The sequence below is a fragment of the Ekhidna sp. ABH4_415 genome, from assembly GCF_056161305.1.
This window is the reverse complement of record NZ_JBSWYW010000003.1, coordinates 185,356-203,533: the sequence shown is the minus strand read 5'-3', so window position 1 is coordinate 203,533 and position 18,178 is coordinate 185,356. Positions and strand designations below refer to the sequence as shown.

Annotated in this window: 15 protein-coding genes; 7 read left to right on the top strand and 8 right to left on the bottom strand. The window is 41.9% G+C overall.

The genetic code is table 11. The features are described from left to right. Positions 1-17 precede the first annotated feature (17 nt). Positions 18-653, bottom strand: coding sequence for a DNA-3-methyladenine glycosylase (locus tag ACXAH9_RS06165; protein ID WP_474893979.1), 636 nt, complete (start codon positions 651-653; stop codon positions 18-20). Between the two features lie 21 nt (positions 654-674). Between ACXAH9_RS06165 and ACXAH9_RS06160 the strand changes: the two genes are divergently transcribed. Beyond that, complete coding sequence (locus ACXAH9_RS06160) at positions 675-1,538, top strand: DUF2911 domain-containing protein (RefSeq protein WP_474893978.1); 864 nt, start codon at positions 675-677, stop codon at positions 1,536-1,538. Between the two features lie 108 nt (positions 1,539-1,646). Here ACXAH9_RS06160 and ACXAH9_RS06155 read toward each other — a convergent pair whose 3' ends face one another. Both ACXAH9_RS06155 and ACXAH9_RS06150 read right to left on the bottom strand, forming a co-directional pair. Then, on the bottom strand, positions 1,647-3,356 hold the full coding sequence (locus ACXAH9_RS06155; protein ID WP_474893977.1) for a sodium:solute symporter family protein: 1,710 nt from the start codon (positions 3,354-3,356) through the stop codon (positions 1,647-1,649). 130 nt (positions 3,357-3,486) lie between these two features. Then, the gene (locus ACXAH9_RS06150; protein WP_474893976.1) at positions 3,487-5,955 is read right to left on the bottom strand and encodes a PIG-L family deacetylase; all 2,469 of its coding nucleotides are present in this window, start codon (positions 5,953-5,955) and stop codon (positions 3,487-3,489) included. A gap of 133 nt (positions 5,956-6,088) precedes the next feature. Between ACXAH9_RS06150 and ACXAH9_RS06145 the strand changes: the two genes are divergently transcribed. Both ACXAH9_RS06145 and ACXAH9_RS06140 read left to right on the top strand, forming a co-directional pair. After that, a complete protein-coding gene (locus ACXAH9_RS06145) occupies positions 6,089-7,249 on the top strand; it encodes a sensor histidine kinase family protein (RefSeq protein ID WP_474893975.1) in 1,161 nt (386 codons plus the stop codon). Further along, on the top strand, positions 7,246-8,394 hold the full coding sequence (locus ACXAH9_RS06140) for a histidine kinase dimerization/phosphoacceptor domain -containing protein (RefSeq protein ID WP_474893974.1): 1,149 nt from the start codon (positions 7,246-7,248) through the stop codon (positions 8,392-8,394). Before ACXAH9_RS06145 ends, ACXAH9_RS06140 begins: the two co-directional genes overlap by 4 nt. Here the strand turns inward: ACXAH9_RS06140 and ACXAH9_RS06135 are convergent. Beyond that, entirely contained in the window at positions 8,391-8,864 is a 474-nt protein-coding gene (locus ACXAH9_RS06135; protein WP_474893973.1) for a response regulator, read from the bottom strand. The genes ACXAH9_RS06140 and ACXAH9_RS06135 overlap by 4 nt on opposite strands. Positions 8,865-9,110: 246 nt before the next feature. After that, the gene (locus ACXAH9_RS06130; protein ID WP_474893972.1) at positions 9,111-10,502 is read right to left on the bottom strand and encodes a sensor histidine kinase; all 1,392 of its coding nucleotides are present in this window, start codon (positions 10,500-10,502) and stop codon (positions 9,111-9,113) included. Positions 10,503-10,644: 142 nt separating this feature from the next. Here ACXAH9_RS06130 and ACXAH9_RS06125 point away from each other — a divergent pair, with 142 nt between their 5' ends. After that, entirely contained in the window at positions 10,645-10,941 is a 297-nt protein-coding gene (locus tag ACXAH9_RS06125; RefSeq protein ID WP_474893971.1) for a hypothetical protein, read from the top strand. A 62-nt stretch (positions 10,942-11,003) separates the two neighbouring features. Here ACXAH9_RS06125 and menC read toward each other — a convergent pair whose 3' ends face one another. Beyond that, positions 11,004-12,068 carry an o-succinylbenzoate synthase gene (menC, locus tag ACXAH9_RS06120; RefSeq protein ID WP_474893970.1) on the bottom strand — a complete coding sequence of 355 codons (1,065 nt, stop codon included), beginning with the start codon at positions 12,066-12,068 and terminating at the stop codon, positions 11,004-11,006. Between menC and ACXAH9_RS06115 the strand changes: the two genes are divergently transcribed. Further along, positions 12,067-13,227, top strand: a complete 1,161-nt coding sequence (locus ACXAH9_RS06115; protein WP_474893969.1) for an S-adenosylmethionine:tRNA ribosyltransferase-isomerase — start codon at positions 12,067-12,069, stop codon at positions 13,225-13,227. The two genes, menC and ACXAH9_RS06115, sit on opposite strands and share 2 nt — an antisense overlap. Here ACXAH9_RS06115 and ACXAH9_RS06110 read toward each other — a convergent pair. Next, complete coding sequence (locus ACXAH9_RS06110) at positions 13,217-13,663, bottom strand: DoxX family protein (RefSeq protein WP_474893968.1); 447 nt, start codon at positions 13,661-13,663, stop codon at positions 13,217-13,219. The two genes, ACXAH9_RS06115 and ACXAH9_RS06110, sit on opposite strands and share 11 nt — an antisense overlap. Before the next feature lie 387 nt (positions 13,664-14,050). Between ACXAH9_RS06110 and ACXAH9_RS06105 the strand changes: the two genes are divergently transcribed. After that, complete coding sequence (locus tag ACXAH9_RS06105; protein WP_474893967.1) at positions 14,051-16,066, top strand: prolyl oligopeptidase family serine peptidase; 2,016 nt, start codon at positions 14,051-14,053, stop codon at positions 16,064-16,066. A 199-nt stretch (positions 16,067-16,265) separates the two neighbouring features. Then, positions 16,266-16,907, top strand: coding sequence for an SDR family oxidoreductase (locus ACXAH9_RS06100; protein ID WP_474893966.1), 642 nt, complete (start codon positions 16,266-16,268; stop codon positions 16,905-16,907). A 10-nt stretch (positions 16,908-16,917) separates the two neighbouring features. Here ACXAH9_RS06100 and ACXAH9_RS06095 read toward each other — a convergent pair whose 3' ends face one another. Further along, positions 16,918-18,108 (bottom strand): sensor histidine kinase, encoded by a 1,191-nt coding sequence (locus tag ACXAH9_RS06095; protein WP_474893965.1) that lies wholly within the window; start codon positions 18,106-18,108, stop codon positions 16,918-16,920. Positions 18,109-18,178: the final 70 nt, after the last annotated feature.

Genomic DNA, 18,178 nt, shown 5'->3' with positions numbered 1-18,178 from the left:
TTTGAAGTCCGGTGTGGTTAGCCGGACTTTTTTTCTTTTACATCCTTACTCACAAACTTATTGCCAGCAATCACAAACCGCCATGGTTTCAAGGCATCTTCTTCGGCATATTCTACCCCTATCCGTGTATCAGCCAGGATCTCAAGGTCTTTTTCTTCGCCATTGGTTCCAATCCAAATTTGATCAGAGAGCAAATCTGACCCGGTCATTTTTACATGAATGCCCATGGCCTGTGATAATGTGCCCGGACCCGAGGCTAGCTTGGTTTTAGTGCTCTTCCTTCTTTCCCTCATCACTTCCTCTCCAGCTATTGGTTCCAATGCTCTAATTAATACGGCATCTGCTTGTCCTTCTTTATTCGTGACCACATTTACAAGGTTGTGTATCCCATAGCATAGATAGACATACGCATGCCCACCTTCCCCGTACATCACTTCCGTACGTGGTGTTCTCTTTCCATTTGCGTGACAAGCTTTGTCTCCCCTACCACAATACGCTTCTGTTTCCACAATTTTTCCAGCGGTGATTACCTCATCCATGTTAGTTATAAGTACCTTCCCTAATAGATCCTTTGCTATTTGCACAACATCGTCCTTTAGATAAAACGATCTTGGGAGTTTTTCGTAAAGGGATGTATTAATTTCGAAAACCATAAAACCTTTTAACTCATGAACATGAAAAGAATCACAAATCTAATCGCACTATGCGTGCTAGTGGCATTTGGTGCCTCTGCACAAATTAACACCCCACAACCGAGTCCGGCAGGATCTGTCAGCTCTACAGTAGGTTTAACTGAAGTGAAGATCGATTATTACCGACCGGGTGTAAAAGATCGTCAGATTTTTGGGAGCGGCGATCAATACCTGGAGCAATATGGTGAGGTATGGAGAACAGGAGCAAATGCCGGCACAATGGTCAGCTTTAGCACAGATGTAAAAGTGGCAGGTCAGGATGTAAAAGCCGGAGAATACCAAATAGTGAGCATTCCGGGTGAATCAGAATGGCAGGTAATGTTAATTTCAGAGCCAATAGGAGGCAATGAGGGAGCATACGATGAAAGTAAAGCGACTGTTAAAGCGACTGTTAAACCAAGTAAACCAGCAGGCACAGTTGAGCGAATGAGTTTCCAAATTTCCGACCTCAGTGCAGACAATACTTCAGCAAACATTCACTTTGAGTGGGCTGATGTTTCATGGAAACTGCCGATAGCTGTAAGCTTTCACGAAACAGTAATGAAGGATATCGCTGCAAAAACTCAAGTAAATCCGCAGAACTATGTAGCTGCAGCCAACTATTACTTAAGCGCAGGAGAGAACCTGGAGCAAGCATTGGAGTGGATGAATAAATACTTGTCCATGGGCGAAAACTCCGGACAATTCTGGCATGTACACACCAAGGCTCAAATCCTGGCTAAAATGGGCAAGAAGAAAGAAGCCATTGCTGCTGCGAATGATTCAATGGAAAAAGCAAAGAACTTTCCGAATGGTGATTTTGGTTACATCAAAAGAAACGAAGATTTAATTGCTTCTCTGAAGTAATTAAAACCGAGTAAGATCGAAAAAGCGTGGGCTTAGCTCACGCTTTTTATTATTCTCTAAAATAAATCGAGAACCACTTATGATGAACGCTAATCAAGACAATCAGTCTCAATAATTAGGTCTCGGTTTGCTAGGCAACATTGGCTGAAGGATGATGCTAATTAAAATAGTGCCTAAACATCCGATCACATTATACCACAGGTAGCTTAGAGCGAATATTCCAGCCTCCGTCATAAAGTGAATAATAATTACTCCAGTCTGTGCAATGAGTGCTGCAATGAAAACCGCATTTCCTTTCACGTACTTTAGAAAAAAGGCTACCAGAAAGATTCCCAGCACGGTACCATAAAAGATCGAGCCAACGATATTTACCGCTTCAATCAGGTTTTCAGAATTCTTAGCCAAAATGGCAAACAGAATGGCCAGAACACCCCAGCCCAGTGTCATTAGCTTGGAAGTATTCAGGTAATGATGATCTGACCCATCTTTTTTGATCGCTCTTTTATAAAAATCAACCGAAGTAGTAGATGCCAGAGCATTTAATTCTGATGAAGTGGATGACATGGCAGCTGAAAAAATAACCGCGATCAATAACCCAATAAGACCATGAGGCAAGTAAGTAATAATGAACGTCAGAAAAACGTAATCAGAGTCTTTGGTCTCCAACGTGTCATCTGCTTTTAAAATGACCTCTTTTGCCTGCTCCCGGATTCGTACGGATCGGGCATCTGCCTCTTTCAATAGCTCAACTACTTTATCACGTTCTGCTCCTACCAATGACTCATTTGCAAGCTTCTCAGCGGCTGATCTTCGTTCATCAAGGGCATGAGCATATTCATGATTAAGCAATTCATATTCCTCCGCGTAAGCTGAGTTTTCAACAATGTCCACTGATGCTTCTTTGAAATGCAATGGTGGGTTGTAGAAAATGAAGAAAACATACACCATTACACCAACGAAAAGGATGAAAAACTGCATCGGAATTTTCAGAATCGCATTGAACATGAGCCCCATGCGACTTTCCGCAGCACTAGTCCCTCCGAGATATCGCTGTACTTGAGACTGGTCCGTACCGAAATAGGAAAGTGCCAGAAAAAATCCTCCGGTTAAGCCAGACCAAAGTGTGTAACGCTCACCAGCGTCCACGCTCAGGTTGACCGCTTCAAGCTTACCCAAACTACCCGCTATTTCCAGCGATCCGCTAAAAGAAGTGTAATCATTGATGTACCCTAAAATCACAAAAAATGCAGCAAACATTCCAGCCATGATGACAAACATTTGTTGCTTTTGAGTAATGGAAACCGCCTTCGTTCCTCCAGAAACAGTATAGATAATCACCAAAATTCCAGTACCTAAAATCGTAGCGGTTAAGTCCCATTGTAGTATGGAGGAAAGAATAATTGCAGGTGCATAAATAGTAATACCCGCTGCTAGTCCTCTTTGAAACAGAAAAAGTGCCGCTCCTAAATATCGAGTCTTTAAATCAAATCGTTTCTCCAAAAACTCATATGCCGTGTAAACCTTTAGGCGATAGAAGATAGGTATAAAAACAGCTGAAACGACGATTAAAGCAATGGGAAGGCCAAAATAATTTTGAACAAATCCCATCCCACTATCATATGCCTGACCGGGAGTAGAAATGAATGTAATTGCGCTAGCCTGAGTGGCCATCACCGAAAGTCCAATCGTGCCCCATTTCATGGAGTGACCACCTAGCAGATAGCCTTCAATATCTTTTTGTCCTCTGGTCTTATAAACGCCGTATGCTACTATGAAAAGTAATGTGCCAAACAGCACAATCAGATCAAGATTATTCATCAATAAGAAATGCTAAAAAGGTAGAATAATAGGATTAGTACAGCCAACCAACCTGCTACGAAGAGGTAGAGGTATCTCCACTTTTTAAATAAAGGTGGCTTGTCTATGTTTCTTTCAGAGATCAATTCTGTCATTTACCTAGCGATATCAAGTTTACAAAAATTCTGTAAGCTCCGGGCACTCCAGCGGGTAATTCTCTAAACCAGCTATAGCCAGAGTACACATAATACCCCTCTCCATACTTAGCGACGAGTAAGCCTCCTGTTTTTGGACTTTCACCGGGATCATTGCTTTTTAAGATGGGTGTAAATTCATCGGACCATTCACTAGGGAAGTAAAGTCCACGTTCCTGAACCCAATTATCAAAATCTTCATTGGTGATTCGATTGGGCGAATTCATGACCGGGTGATCAAAAGCCAAAATTTCTACGGGTGCCTGCTCAACCGCAACACGATCTCGTGAAAGTTTTAAATGGTAAGGAGCAATTTCCTGCGTAACCAGTCTGTGGCTGGTATTATATTGAATGATCAGATTACCTCCTTGTTTGACATATTCAAAAAGATCCTTGTTTTTGTATGAGAGCCAATCAACGGTATTAAAAGCTCTAATCCCTAAGATAATAGCATCGTATTGTTGAAGATTATCAGCTGAAATATCATCTTTCTCAAGCTCGGTTACCTCATAGCCAATTTGTTCCAGATTATCAGGAATGGCATCTCCCGCACCTTCTATGTATCCTATGTTATTGCCTTTCATTTTTAAGTCTACCCTGACGACTTTAACCTTTGAATCAGGGTATAATGTCTGCTTTGGAATATGATCATAGTCAATAACAGACAGTCCCTTGGAATAAGATTTTCCATTTACCAATGCCTCCGCAGACACAAAACCTTCTGAAGCATTTGAAGGAGGCGTGATATTAAAAGTAAAAACCTGCTCCTCTCGTTTGATCTCCAGATCAAAATCGTAAGATATTGGTTCTATTTTCCAACCTTCAGGGGCATTGAGAGACACACGCCCACTCAAATTCTTTTTGCCTGCAATTACTCTTACATCCACCGATTTAGAAGTGTTATCACCAAACACAAGGACACCTCCTGAAATGTTTACCATCACCGGAGGGCCAATGGTTATTGGTTCCACCACCTCTCCTTCAACAGGATCTGTCCGCCTAAACCTAACCGGAACCTTATATTCGACTCGCTCTCCGCTGAAATTGACAATCACATTTCCCGTAATTGCAGGATCATTTTCCGGCTTACCGATCTGTACCTGATCATTCACTGTATACATTCCCAACTGCCCATCTTCTCTCAACCAATATGGATGTGAATACTTCATCCCTGCTGGAAGTTGAAAATGCATTTCAGAAGTAAATGGTTTATTGTTTAGCAATGGCGCTTTTAAAGAAACCGGGTTTACCCACTCTTCAAATTTTATTCGCTCAATCTCCATTTCAATATTGCTGCGGTTAACTGCTTCGAATGAAATGGTTATAGAATCTCCTACAGCATAGCTTGGAGCAGAGGAAGTAAGCGAAAGATAGAGGCCTGAAGCCGCTTGAATCAAATCATCAATTTCTTGTTGCTTAACTTCTCTCCAAAACTTATCGTCAATTTCCTCTAATGCCTTTCTGGCACCAAGAAGGGGCTCAATGATTGTGGTGGGTTTGGTTTCATCATATAGGGATATCGCTTTATCAATGTAGAATTTGACCTCTTTTGATCCTTTGATTCGATCCCATGAAGTATTAATGCCTTCAAAAGGAAATTTACCTTCTTCTCCCTCCCATCGCTGCAAATATTCGACTTGCTCTCCCCGGGAACCTGAAGATCCGAACCCCTGGCTTTTGTGCATGCTTCTACTTCTCGCAGCTATTTCAGTGTAAGATTCACCTAGCAGCGCATTGTATCCCCCTACATCCAACGTCACCAGTTTAGTAGTGTCCATTTCTCCATTTCTAAACCACCACCATCCAGTGTTCCAAAAAATCTTTTTGGGCTGCCAGGGATCAACGTAATCTAATTGCTCAGGGTAGGCATTTTTATCTCCGCTGAGTTTAAAGGCTTCTCTAGCCAAAATGGCACTGGCGGTGTGATGACCGTGAGACCTTCCCGTATCGCTAAATCTGGTGATAATAATATCCGGACGGAATTTTCTGAAAGCCCACACAAAATCACTTAGTACTTTTTCCCGATCCCAAATATTAAATGTCTCGTCTGGGTTTTTAGAATACCCAAAATCATTCGCCCTGGAAAAAAACTGCTGTCCTCCATCGGTGCGCCTGGCCGCCAGCAATTCCTGTGTGCGTATGAGCCCCAGTTCCTCCCGAATTTGCGGGCCTATCAGGTTCTGTCCACCGTCTCCACGTGTTGCTGACAGGTAAGCAGTTCGCATTAGCTCCTCATTAGCATAATATGCAATGAGTCTTGTGTTTTCATCATCCGGATGTGCCGCAACGTAGAGGACGGATCCCAACACATTAAGTTTCTCAAGCTTCTGACGTATTTCACCTGGCTTGTAAGCCCTTGACTGCTGGCCATTACAATGAATAAATAGCGCAACTAAGACATAGCTAATAAAGGTTCGGGTTTTCATAGTTTGGTTTTGGTTCGGGTTAGTTACGAGTAAAAGGTCGGAAAGTTATGTGAATTGTATGAGCGGTAGAAAATTGATAAAATAATCCTGATCAAAATTTTCCTTTAGTTTTATGTTGACCAAACGCCTAAGCTTGAAAGCCTTACTCCGTACGCCTAAGAAATATGAAGAGAGTGAACTTGCCAGTATTGCAAGAGCATTAAATGTTGGCTTTTATCTTCTGTCGTTTTTCCTGATAGTCGTTTTCATACGACAGCTCCTACAGCGCGATTATGACATGATGATGCTGTTAGGACTGGGCATAGCAGTTTCCTTCCTTTCCAGATGGTTATTTCTCCGTGGACACCTAAAAAAGTCAACGATGATAGTGGCGATTTTTTTTACAGTACTGCTAACCATTATTTGTTCTTTAGGGAATGGCATACATGACATTGGACTAATCGGGTTCCCTATTCTTATTGGCTTTTCTAGCATACTTCTTGATCAAAAGCAGTTGGTCATTTCTTCTGTCTTGAGTGTATTAGGCTTAACATGGCTGGTGCTTGGGGCCCGGTTTTCACTTTTTGAACCTATTCCAGTTCCTGTTGGAGAACTTGGGGATTTTATTATCGCAAGCTTAATGATCGCTATTGGAGGGTTGGTTGCATTTAGCTTGACCAGTAATATGAAGGACTCACTGAAAAAAGCCAATAAAGAAATTGATTTAAGCAGAAATGAGGCACTCCATCTTTCAGATCAAATTGACCAGAAAGAAGAGATAATAGAGGAAATCCATAAGGCAGTGATCAATAGCCTAGGACATATCAGATACCTTATTGAACACAGTCCCAAAGAAACAGAAGAACTAGTTGAGGTCTATGAAAGTCTGAAAAGAAAGATTATCGTAATTGAAGCAGCGCATGGCATTCTTCTCACAGAAAAGGCTCCCATTCTATTGGATATAAAGGAGTTGACAAAAGAGATTTTAACCAAATATGAAGCCAGCTTATCTACATCGGCTCTCCAGGTGGATATAGATAAAGCCTCATGTATCATAAGCCTTGACCAGGCGATCTATTATGGTATTTTCCTTATCGAGTTGGTTCATGAAGTAGATCACTACCCCTCAGATTCATTTAAGATTACCTTGACTATGGAAGAGGATCTAATACAATTGAGGCTTCATGGATTTGAAAATGGGCATCAAGAAGAGCTGAGCATTATTATGGATTTACTATCAAAGCAGCTAAAGGGGACACTTAGTAAATCAGATCGTGAAATAATTCTTTCATTCCTACCAAGCACCAAAAAGTGAATTCCAAGTGGCTACCATATGATCATACGCTGGATGAACATTCCAAAAAGGAGATTACCATTCTTTTAAAAACATTCCTTTTTATTATTCCATTGGTGGCAGTGGCTTTGGCCATGGTGAATTTCTCACTTGGGCTAACTAATATCGCACTGACCATTCTTACCGTCCCAATCTTTTGCCTGATCTCCCTGGCAGCACTCTATAGAGGGATGATAAACCTTTCAATTACTATTCTGATTATCATACTTATAGCCGCAACGACACTCAGCTGCATGTTAGGTAACGGAGTTCACGAGACGGGCATCATCGTTTTACCGGTGATAGTCCTATTTTCCAGCCTAATCATGAATGAAAGGGGTGTTATTCTCACCACTCTAACGGTAATTCTTTGTTTGGCTTTCATTGTTTTCGGAGAGCAGGCAGGGATTTTCCCTTCAAGAAACGTACCTGCTGTTCGCTGGGTGGATTTAGTGGTGGTCTTAACCATCACCATCATACACGCCTTCGTTACCTACAGTTTCTCCAACATCACACGAAAAAATCTTAATCGGGCAAAAGCTGAATTGGAGAATCAGAAAAAGTACAAAGATGAGATAAACACCAATCTCAAAGAAAAATCTGAGCTGCTACGCTTAGTGCATCACAGAGTAAAAAACAATCTTTTGTTAATCAATAGTTTGATTGAACTAGAGACATATGGAAAGCCAAAAATAAAGGAGGAGCTATCTGAAGTAACCAAAAGTATTCATACCATCGCCCGCGCTCATGATCCGCTCTATCACACAGAAGATTACAAACAAGTGGCCATTAAGCCTTATCTCGAAAAGCTCATATCTTCTTTTGTACAGTCCATTGGGATTAAAAATCTGGAAATAAGTCTGGATGACAAATTGATATTTCATGAGAAAGCCATACTAATAGGCATTATCCTACAGCGTATTGTTAGTAACATTGAGCAAACAGATCTGGAAAAGCTGCAAGTAACACTGCTGTCTAAAAAGAATCGTCTTAAGCTGACACTTTCATTGACTAATGGAAATGAAATCAAAGATTCGCAGAAGTCACTTATTACATCTCTTGTTGACGAAATTGAAGGTGAATTCGAGCTTTCACCTACAGAAGCTTCAGTGACTTTTCAAGCTTAACCCAGCTTACTGAAATCTTTTACATCAGCGTCAGTAGTAAGAATTCGCTGGAAGATGGCATTTAAATTTTCGAATTCCCATGGTTTAGTCACAAAATCATGAATCCCAAAATCTCCGATTGTTTCATACAAATCAGCCTTTTTAATAAAGCCACTGAGAATCATTCTTTTGATCTTGGGATGAGAAGCAAAGACATCTTTTAAAAGCTCCACCCCTGACATATGAGGCATTCGGTGATCGGTCACGATCAAGTCAATCTTTTCTTTCTTTACAACCTCTAGAGCCTCCTGCGGACCCAAAGCAGTATGCACATTGTAGAGTCTTCTAAATGTTGACTTAAAGCCTCTTAAATTTGGCATTTCATCGTCCACATATAGAATCGTGTATTCTTTTTCCGTTTTGGATGCTTTTCTGGCAGCTCTCCTGGCGGCTCTACGTTCTGCTCGTTCTTCTGCTGTGAGTGTTTCCATAGGCAAAATTATTCTCTACAAAAATACAAGAATTACTGAGGATGGTATATCTATTTTTAGATAAGTAAAATACCTAAAATCCACCTTGTCCAGGTAATAATTCTTAAAACATAATGCTAATTAAAATTTTCTTTTATAAAAAAATGAAAACGACAAATATTGAAAATGCTGAGTTAGATAAGCTTATGATATACCATTTCAAATGATCGACTTATTTGTTAAGCCCTGTAAAAGGTACTTAAAAGTCTAGTCTGCTGAATTCAATACAAATTTGAAAGTCGTACCTTTTCTTTCAGGATTATCTTTTACAGTAATATCGCCCCCGTTTTGGGTTATTAGGTCTTTGCATATAAATAAGCCCACTCCGCTGCTCTTTTCATTGTCAGTCCCGCGTCGCTTATTGTCTTTCTTCATTTCAAAAAGATTGGCTTTCATTTCATCAGGGATTCCAATACCAGTATCCCTGATTTCAATCAAGATGCTTCCATCATGATTGCTCACATCGATATTGACATGCCCCCCCTTCTCTGTGAATTTTACCGCATTCGATATCAAATTACGGATGACAATTTTCAGTGCACCTTTATCAAACAGACATGCGGCATCCAAATCTCCCGAAAGCTTCACGTCCAGGTTTTTTTCTTCAATATGCCTGCTCATGTTTTGCACAATTGACTCAATAATCTCTCTTAAGTCAATTGCTTCCTGTTCGATCCGTTTATTCTGAGATGCGGCATGTCCCCATTCCATGAGCTCATCCAGCATTTGAATGGTATGATCTACGCTTTTATCAATGGTACCCATAAATTCCTTTACCTGCTCAACGCCCACCTGGTCTTCCTGAACTAAAGAAATAACACTTTTCAGGTTACTCATTGGCCCTCTTATGTCGTGACTAATGATCCTGATCAGCGTATCTCTCAACAAGCTTGCTCGAGTAATTTCTGCAGTTTTTTCTTCTACTCGTTTCTCCAGGTTTATATTCAGTTCCTCATTTTCCTTAAATGAATGAGCAAAAATTTCTGATAAGGCAATGGACTGAAAAAAGATAAATATGACAAACCCGGAGTTCACAAGATTTGGGCCTGCTGCAACCTCCAACGTTCCTGAAATTTTTAGAAGTTCCGCAATCACAAAAAGAAAACACAAGAGGGTGCCACCTAATACATACAAGGAACCAACTTTCTTTTCCTTTACTGCCTTGATAAGCAAGGTATACATGATTACATAAGATAAAAGCACCAGAATGGAATTGGCATTTAGGGAATGATAATACAGACTGTAAGGGGTAACAAGAACAAATAGCAACAGTAACCCACAGAGAATTAGGAACCCATTTACATATCGCTTAATTGCTGAAAATGGGTACAAGGAATAACAAAACAAAACAGACAATGGAGCACCCATGTAGCTACTGAAGTACTCTATTTTCCTACCCATCTCTAATGAGACATCAGGAAAGAACGTGAAGAAGATCATCGATCCATCATCCACCAGAGTAGCTCTCATAAAAATCGAGAAAGACAACAAACCCAGGTAGAGATAATAGCTCTTTTTTACCTGACGGTATAGGACCATATTGTAGGCGGCAAAAATGGCTATCGCCCCAATCTCCATCAATTCAATTAACTGCTGCATAAACCTTTCTTGGCTAGTGTGACTGGTAATTAAAGAATCCAATCGATAATAGACAAGTGGGTTGAGTATTTTTTCGACCATTTACTTTGATATCTACATATTTCTATATCTTTAGCTAACCTCAAACCAAGAAACTATGTCAATGTACTGTCTCGTATGGAAGTATGAAGTATCATCAGACCAAGCCAAGTTTGAAGAAGAATATGGCCGAAACGGAAGCTGGTTCAAGTTTTTTGAACCATGTGAAGATTATCTGGGTCATGACCTGATGAAAGGAGGTGATGGCAAAACATATATCCTGATTGACAAGTGGATGTCCAAAGCAGACTATCAGGATTTTCTCGATGAAAATAAAGCAGCATATGATGAGCTGAATAAAAAGAACTCAGACCTTTATGATGTAGAGGAGACAGTAGGTGAGTTTGAACTGCTTCAATAGGTTCAAATAAAGTCAGATGTGCCGGCTACTGTTGCTGTTGTGCTGGCTGATGATGAACTCCATTAGAAGTCGACATCACCCCAAACGCTGGATTTGGCATAAGTAAAAAAGCCTCGGTCAATAATGATTGGAGACTGAATGTTATTATGATACAATCCCCCGGTACCTAACCCGTGAAACTCTTCATTTTGTGGATATAGACTGGCAAACTGTGCAATAGCATTGAGGCCAAGGTTGGACTCAAGGTAGGATGTCACCCACCACTCTATCCCATGAATTTCAGCCAGATCGATCCACTCTTTCACCGAAGCAAATCCACCATGTAGTGTAGGTTTCAAAACCAGGTAGTGAGGTTTCAGCTCCTGAATGAGATCAACACGATTGCGTGAGCCATTGATGCCAATCAACTCTTCATCCAGCGCGATCGGTATTTCACTTCTGTTGCACACTAGCTCCATAGCCTCTGGCTGCATGGGCATGATCGGTTGCTCTATAGAGTGAATGTTGAACTTGCTAAGCTCCTTCAGTTTGAATAATACCTCATTGGTTTGAAATGCCCCATTGGCGTCAAGCCTGATGATGAGATCATCCGATACCTTACGAAGGGATTTAATCATATCCAGCTCGGTATCAAAATCCAGTGCCCCCACTTTCAACTTGATACAACTAAAACCTGCCTCCAGCTTCTCTTCGATCTGTTGATGCATGAAATCTTTATCCCCCATCCACACCAGTCCATTGATAGGAATCTTTATGCTATGAAAATCTTTAGAAAAAATCTCTTTTTGACCTCCATTTATTAAATCCAAAAATGCCATTTCCAACCCGAAACGAACACTTGGGAATGAAATAGGCACCAGTTGATCTACCATTTCAAATATTTCCTCCTCTATTAGAGGAGTCTTTTTATTGGCTATTTCCTTCCCAAGCTTTTCCAAAATTTCCGGTACCTCCTCCACATCTTCCGGACTGAGACGATGAATAGGTGCCACCTCTCCTATGCCAGCCTTACCGTCCTCATCAGTCAATCTAACGAACCATACTTTTCTGTCAGCCATTTTTCCCCGACTCGTTCGAGCTGAAAATTTAAAATCAAGTGTGTACGGTTTAACTTCGAGCCTCAACATGAATCTAAAATTAGACGACTTTATTTACGACCTGCCGGAAGACAGGATTGCCAAGCATCCCCCTAAGGAAAGAGCTGGTTCAAAGCTCTTGTTTTATAATCAGGGAGAAATTTCACATCACGAATTTAAGCAGATAGATAACCTAATCCCTGATGATTCGCTATTGGTTTTTAATGACACGAGGGTAATTCCTGCCCGCATCATCATGCATAAGGGCAGTGGTGCGCGTATTGAAATTTTTTTACTTGAACCGCTAAAGCCTTCAAAAGTTCACGAGGAAGTGATGAATGCAAAAGCATCCTGCACCTGGAAGTGCATGATTGGTAATGCGAAGAAGTGGAAGACAGACACTTCACTTAAGATTGATGACCTCAAATTGACAGCCACAAGAGCAGGACAAGACGAGGTGAAGTTTTCGTGGGAATCTGAACTTACTTTCTCAGATCTCCTCACAGAGATTGGAAAAATTCCACTACCACCGTACATCGATCGGGAAGTGGAGCAGGAAGATGAAGATCGCTACCAAACTGTATACTCCAAAATGAAGGGAGCCGTGGCAGCCCCCACAGCTGGGTTGCATTTTACAAATGAAATCATCAGATCACTAAAGGACAGAGGCATTCAAACTGACTATCTCACGCTACATGTTTCTGCAGGAACTTTTCAGCCAATAAAAAGTGAAAATATTAGCGACCACCCCATGCACAATGAACAAATATGGGTAAGCAAAAAGAATGTCGAAAATCTACTACATGCAAGCAAAGTAATAGCTGTAGGCACTACCTCCATGCGCACACTAGAGAGTCTCTACTGGTATGGCGCTAAGCTTCTAAGTGGATCAGATAACTTCTTTGTAGACAAGAATGATCCATATACACTCAAAGCGGTAAAAAGAAAAGCTGCTCTGCAGGCAGTATTAGATAAAATGGAAAAAACCGGAGTAGAGAAACTGGGCGGGCACACAGAAATATTTATCTACCCAGGTTATGAATTTCAAATTTGTGATGGACTGGTTACTAACTATCACCTCCCTGGTTCCACGCTTATTTTACTTGTCGCCGCATTCATCGGAGATGACTGGAGAGAAGTGTATCAGTCTGCATTGACTAACAACTATCGTTTCCTCAGCTACGGTGATAGCTCCTTACTTATCCGGTAGGCGCTGACTTCATTTTTATCCGCTGCTCTCTCAGGTAATCCAATGAAAACTTTCCACTGCCGGTAATGGCTATTACGATTAGCAAGACTAGTGTGATGGCTGCAGTCTGAAGCTCCATGTAGTTGTTTGCTGTGAGCATCTGCAAATAGTTGAAGATTACTGCACCAGCCAGAATTGGAATATTCAATAGACACATCCATCGTGTGAGTGCACCAGTCATAAGGATAATACCACCTGCCATGTGGATGAAGATAATAGCATGCGCCAGGTGAGCTGCTACGAAAACCCAGCCAACCGACTGGATATTTGCTGTGAAACTGTCAAAGTTACTAGCAAAAACAATTCCCTTGTAAGTGACGAACCCACCCAAAGCAATGCGAAGAAAATCTACGAAAATGGGCGGGTTGATCGATTCGATTTTTTGAATGATTCCCATAGTTTTTGGCGTTTGGTCTACCATAAGTTACTGAAAAAGACGATGATATCCAATACATTCTTGCTGGTGGCCTTGAAGTAGCGTTTCGTCGAAAGGAAAGAAAAATACCCTAAATATGGTATTGATAACCCGACTAAAACACCCTTGCTTTGTACATGTAATCAATCACCAAATTGCTATGAGTCAAATATTAAGAAGTCTATCCGTAAATCGCATTTATGCTGAAATGACCGGCAAACTTTTGATTGTTATTTTGATTCTTGCCTTGCTGATTGGTTAAGATCGCTCTGATCACCGCACTAAACTTATTAGTAGTTAAACATTAAAGCGCCTCGCCTGGCGCTTTTTTTTATGCCTTCTTTGAGGAAATTCTTTAGCTTAGATGGCATGAAAAAGTTATTGGTCTCCCTCACAGTAATTCTATCATTCAGTGTTTTCGCGCAGGATAACCTACCCTTTCAGGAACTGGATGTGTTCCAGTTGGAATGGGTAGCCGATCCGCAAATATCTCCAGACGGCTCACAGGTTGTTTATCGGCGAATGGGAATGTCCATCATGGAGGATAAAAAAGTTGGTAATCTATGGATCATCAATACGGATGGCTCCAACCACCGAAAACTAACCAGCTACGACGGCAGTGAATCTGGTGCGCGATGGTCTCCGGACGGCACGCGCATTGCCTACCGTAGATCTACTGATCAGGGATCTGAAATTCATATCTATTGGATGGAGAGTGGTCAGACAGCACGCATCACTCAGCTCGAAAAATCACCCGGCAGTATCACCTGGTCTGCTGATGGAAAACAGCTTGCTTTTACCATGACTGTAGCTCAAAAGCCCCCGGTAATCGTGAGTGATCCAAAAAAACCCAAAGGAGCCAAATGGGCAGACGCCCCGCGCATCACTGATCGCATGCGGCATGAAGCAGATGGTTCCGGCTACATTCCGCCCGGATTCCGACACATCTTTGTGGTGCCTGCATTAGGTGGCACACCAAGACAGATCACCTCCGGTGATTACAACCATAGCAGACCTGCCTGGACACCCGACGGCAACTACATCCTTTGCTCAGGGAATAGATCAGACAACTGGGAGTACGATTTCCGAAACTCAGAAATCTATAAAGTGAATGTGCAAACAGGCGAAATCACTCAACTTACAGATCGCAATGGCCCTGATCGATCTCCTTCTGTTTCCCCTGATGGACAAAGTATCGTCTACCTGGGCTATGAGGACAAAGTACAGACCTACCAGCTTACCCAAATCCAGCTGATGGATATCAACGGCAACAACAAACGAACCCTGCTTACTGATTTTGACAGAAGCATCTCTTCCATTATCTGGAGTGGGGATAGTAAAGGGGTGTACTATCAGTACGACGATAAAGGAAGAACGAAAATTGGCTACACAGATTTGATGGGCAACCAGCGACAGATAGCCGACAACCTGGGTGGAGCCACCATCGGACGACCGTATGGCGGAGGGTCATTCTCCGTATCTGGCAAGGGTGCTGTGGCCTACAACTACACCCGACCGGAACATCCAGGCGATCTGGCCGTAGTTAACCGTGGAAAATTTAGTCGTATTACCAACCTGAACACAGACCTGCTTGACTACAGGGAGTTGGGTCAGGTGGAAGAATTTTGGTGGAAATCTTCACACGACCAGCGAGACGTGCAAGGCTGGATCGTGAAGCCTCCTCAGTTTGATCCGAACAAAAAATACCCCCTGATTATTGAGAATCATGGAGGACCCATTTCTAACTACGGTGAACGTTTTTCACCGGAAATTCAGCTCTATTCAGCAGCGGGATATGTGGTGTTTTATCCCAACCCACGAGGCAGCACCGGCTATGGCGAGGAATTTGGCAACCTGCTCTATCACAACTATCCCGGCAATGACTATGACGACATCATGTCCGGCATGGATGCACTGATAGAAAAAGGTTATATCGATACTGAAAATCTATTTGTAACCGGCGGTAGTGCGGGTGGCATTATGACGGCCTGGATGATCGGAAAGTCTGACCGATTTAAAGCTTCTGCGGTGGTCAAACCGGTAATGAACTGGTACAGCAAAACACTAGTAGCTGACAACTGGTATGGCTACTACCACACTCGATACGAAGGACTGCCGTGGACGAACATGGAACATTACATGAAGTTTTCACCGATCTCGTTGGTTGGCAATGTGGAATGCCCGACAATGGTGATGGTGGGCATGGAAGACCTGCGCACGCCTACATCGGAAGCAAAACAACTTTATCATGCATTGAAGTATCGTAAGATCGAGACAGTGCTAGTAGAGATTCCTGGCTCATATCACAACATTTCAAATCGCCCCAGCCAATTGATCACTAAAGTGGCGCACATCATTGCGTGGTTTGATAAGTATAAGGGTTGATGTTCCAGATCCCGGATTTATTTCAGATCCTTTCTCAAGGATTTTCTGGTTACGAACAGTTGTCCCCTCAAGGGGCATCTCTTCCTGAAGCCTTGTCACCGTATAGAGGTTTGGTTAAGGCCGGGATTTGAGTAAATCCACATTTTCCTGAACGATTTGCGCTGAGATGGATTAATTATATAAACAACACACGAAAACAATGAATGTATTAATCATAGGCGCAAACGGAAAAATAGGAACCATTTTATCACAAAAGCTGAAAGACACCCCGCACCAGCCCATCGCCATGGTACGAAAGGTGGAACAGCAAGAGGCATTTGAAGCCAAAGGCATCAAAACGGTACTCGCAGATCTGGAAAATGATTTTGATCATGCCTTTGATGGTGTAAATGCAGTAGTATTTACGGCCGGTAGTGGGGCTCAAACCGGGAAAGACAAAACCCATTTGGTAGATCGGATCGGAGCTAAGAAAGCGATAGACTTGTCAGTAAAACATAAAGTAGATCGTTTCGTCATGGTGAGTGCATTCGGCGCAGATGCCAGCTCTGATCAATGGCCGGAGAGCATGGCTCACTATTATGAAGCCAAAGCAGACGCTGATAAGCACCTGATGCAGAGCGGCCTTAACTATACTATCCTGATGCCAGGAAGATTAACCGATGAAAAAGGGACCAACAACGTAGAACTTGGGGAAAAGATCAGTCAACGCAGTGGAAGCATTTCGCGTACAGATGTGGCTACCGTAGTTAAAAAATCACTGAATCATGATAAATCGTATGGAAAAAACCTGGAGTTACTAAACGGAAACACGCCTGTGGATGAAGCGCTTAATCTGCTATAAGTAAACGCATTCACTTGGGTATGGAGAAGGAAATAATTGTTCCTTCTCCTTCATCTGAATTGATATCCATCTCACCACCTAGCTCCTCCACCAGATTCTTTGCATGCCCAAGTCCTACACCCAGACTATATTCTCCCATCCTCCCAATTGTGTGAAACGAAGTAAACATCTCAAATGCTTTAGGTATCTTTTCCTCTGGTATTCCCGGTCCATTATCTAATACATAAAATTCATAATGGAAATCCAACTCACGTGCACCTACCTCCACGTCTGCAATCGGTTTGTCATTGTGCCTGATTGCATTAGACATTAGCTGCATGAGTATTTCTTCCAACATAGCCCCATTGGTAGTGACACTTTCGGTATGGAATACATAGTTGATTTCATAGTCATCTGATTGCTGGAAGCATTTCCGCAATCGGTCTCCCATCTCCTCCAGATTAATCGCATCATTCTTTAGTCGTTTCAGCTCAGGGATTTTAGCATGTTCATTAAGGGCCTTAACCATTTCTTTCAGCTTGCGTCCTGACTCAATCGCAGGCTGTAATTGTTTCGCTCCTTCCTTACCTATTTGGTCTCCATATTTTTTTATGAATTGGTCGTACGTTTCTGCCATGATATTTAAAGGAGAATTGATTTTGGCAGCAGCAATATCAGCAAACTTTTGAAGCATCTTATTTTTTGCTTCGAGCCTCTCATTCAAAGAACGAAGTTCGAATCTGCTTTTTCTTAGCTCCAGGAGGCTCATCACCTGTTTTGAAAGAACCTCTAACGCCCTCACCTGGCTTTCACTCAGCTCCTTAGGTTTCTGATCAATAACACAAAGAGTACCAAGCGAATGACCGTTTTTTGTTGTAAGCGGTACTCCTGCATAAAAAACAATATAGGGATCTCCGGTAACAAGCGGGTTCGAAAGAAACCGCATGTCGTCTCTTGCATCTTTGACATAAAAAAGCTTTTGGGGCTGCTCTATGGCATGAGCACAAAAAGAATGAATACGGGGTGTTTCACTCACATTTAAGCCATGATGAGATTTAAACCATTGTCTTTCCTTATCTACCAATGAAATAAGTGAAATAGGCGTTTGGCAAATTTCAGCTGCCAGCGCGGTGAGATTATCATAATCTTTATCCGAAAGAGTATCAAGAATGGAATAAGATTCCAGTTCGATAATCCGTTCATGTTCTTCCCTGGTGGTCATTCTTGGTGGGAATTTGGTGATGAAATTAAAAGTAGTAAAATGATTCTTTAAAACATAAAAAACCCCACAC

Excerpts from the sequence above, each read along its gene's own strand:
- ACXAH9_RS06165 (WP_474893979.1), bottom strand. The coding sequence starts at position 653 with ATGGTTTTCGAAATTAATACATCCCTTTACGAAAAACTCCCAAGATCG.
- ACXAH9_RS06160 (WP_474893978.1), top strand. The coding sequence starts at position 675 with ATGAAAAGAATCACAAATCTAATCGCACTATGCGTGCTAGTGGCATTT.
- ACXAH9_RS06155 (WP_474893977.1), bottom strand. The coding sequence starts at position 3,356 with ATGAATAATCTTGATCTGATTGTGCTGTTTGGCACATTACTTTTCATA.
- ACXAH9_RS06150 (WP_474893976.1), bottom strand. The coding sequence starts at position 5,955 with ATGAAAACCCGAACCTTTATTAGCTATGTCTTAGTTGCGCTATTTATT.
- ACXAH9_RS06135 (WP_474893973.1), bottom strand. The coding sequence starts at position 8,864 with ATGGAAACACTCACAGCAGAAGAACGAGCAGAACGTAGAGCCGCCAGG.
- ACXAH9_RS06130 (WP_474893972.1), bottom strand. The coding sequence starts at position 10,502 with ATGCAGCAGTTAATTGAATTGATGGAGATTGGGGCGATAGCCATTTTT.
- ACXAH9_RS06125 (WP_474893971.1), top strand. The coding sequence starts at position 10,645 with ATGTACTGTCTCGTATGGAAGTATGAAGTATCATCAGACCAAGCCAAG.
- ACXAH9_RS06115 (WP_474893969.1), top strand. The coding sequence starts at position 12,067 with ATGAATCTAAAATTAGACGACTTTATTTACGACCTGCCGGAAGACAGG.
- menC (WP_474893970.1), bottom strand. The coding sequence starts at position 12,068 with ATGTTGAGGCTCGAAGTTAAACCGTACACACTTGATTTTAAATTTTCA.
- ACXAH9_RS06110 (WP_474893968.1), bottom strand. The coding sequence starts at position 13,663 with ATGGGAATCATTCAAAAAATCGAATCGATCAACCCGCCCATTTTCGTA.
- ACXAH9_RS06105 (WP_474893967.1), top strand. The coding sequence starts at position 14,051 with ATGAAAAAGTTATTGGTCTCCCTCACAGTAATTCTATCATTCAGTGTT.
- ACXAH9_RS06100 (WP_474893966.1), top strand. The coding sequence starts at position 16,266 with ATGAATGTATTAATCATAGGCGCAAACGGAAAAATAGGAACCATTTTA.
- ACXAH9_RS06095 (WP_474893965.1), bottom strand. The coding sequence starts at position 18,108 with ATGACCACCAGGGAAGAACATGAACGGATTATCGAACTGGAATCTTAT.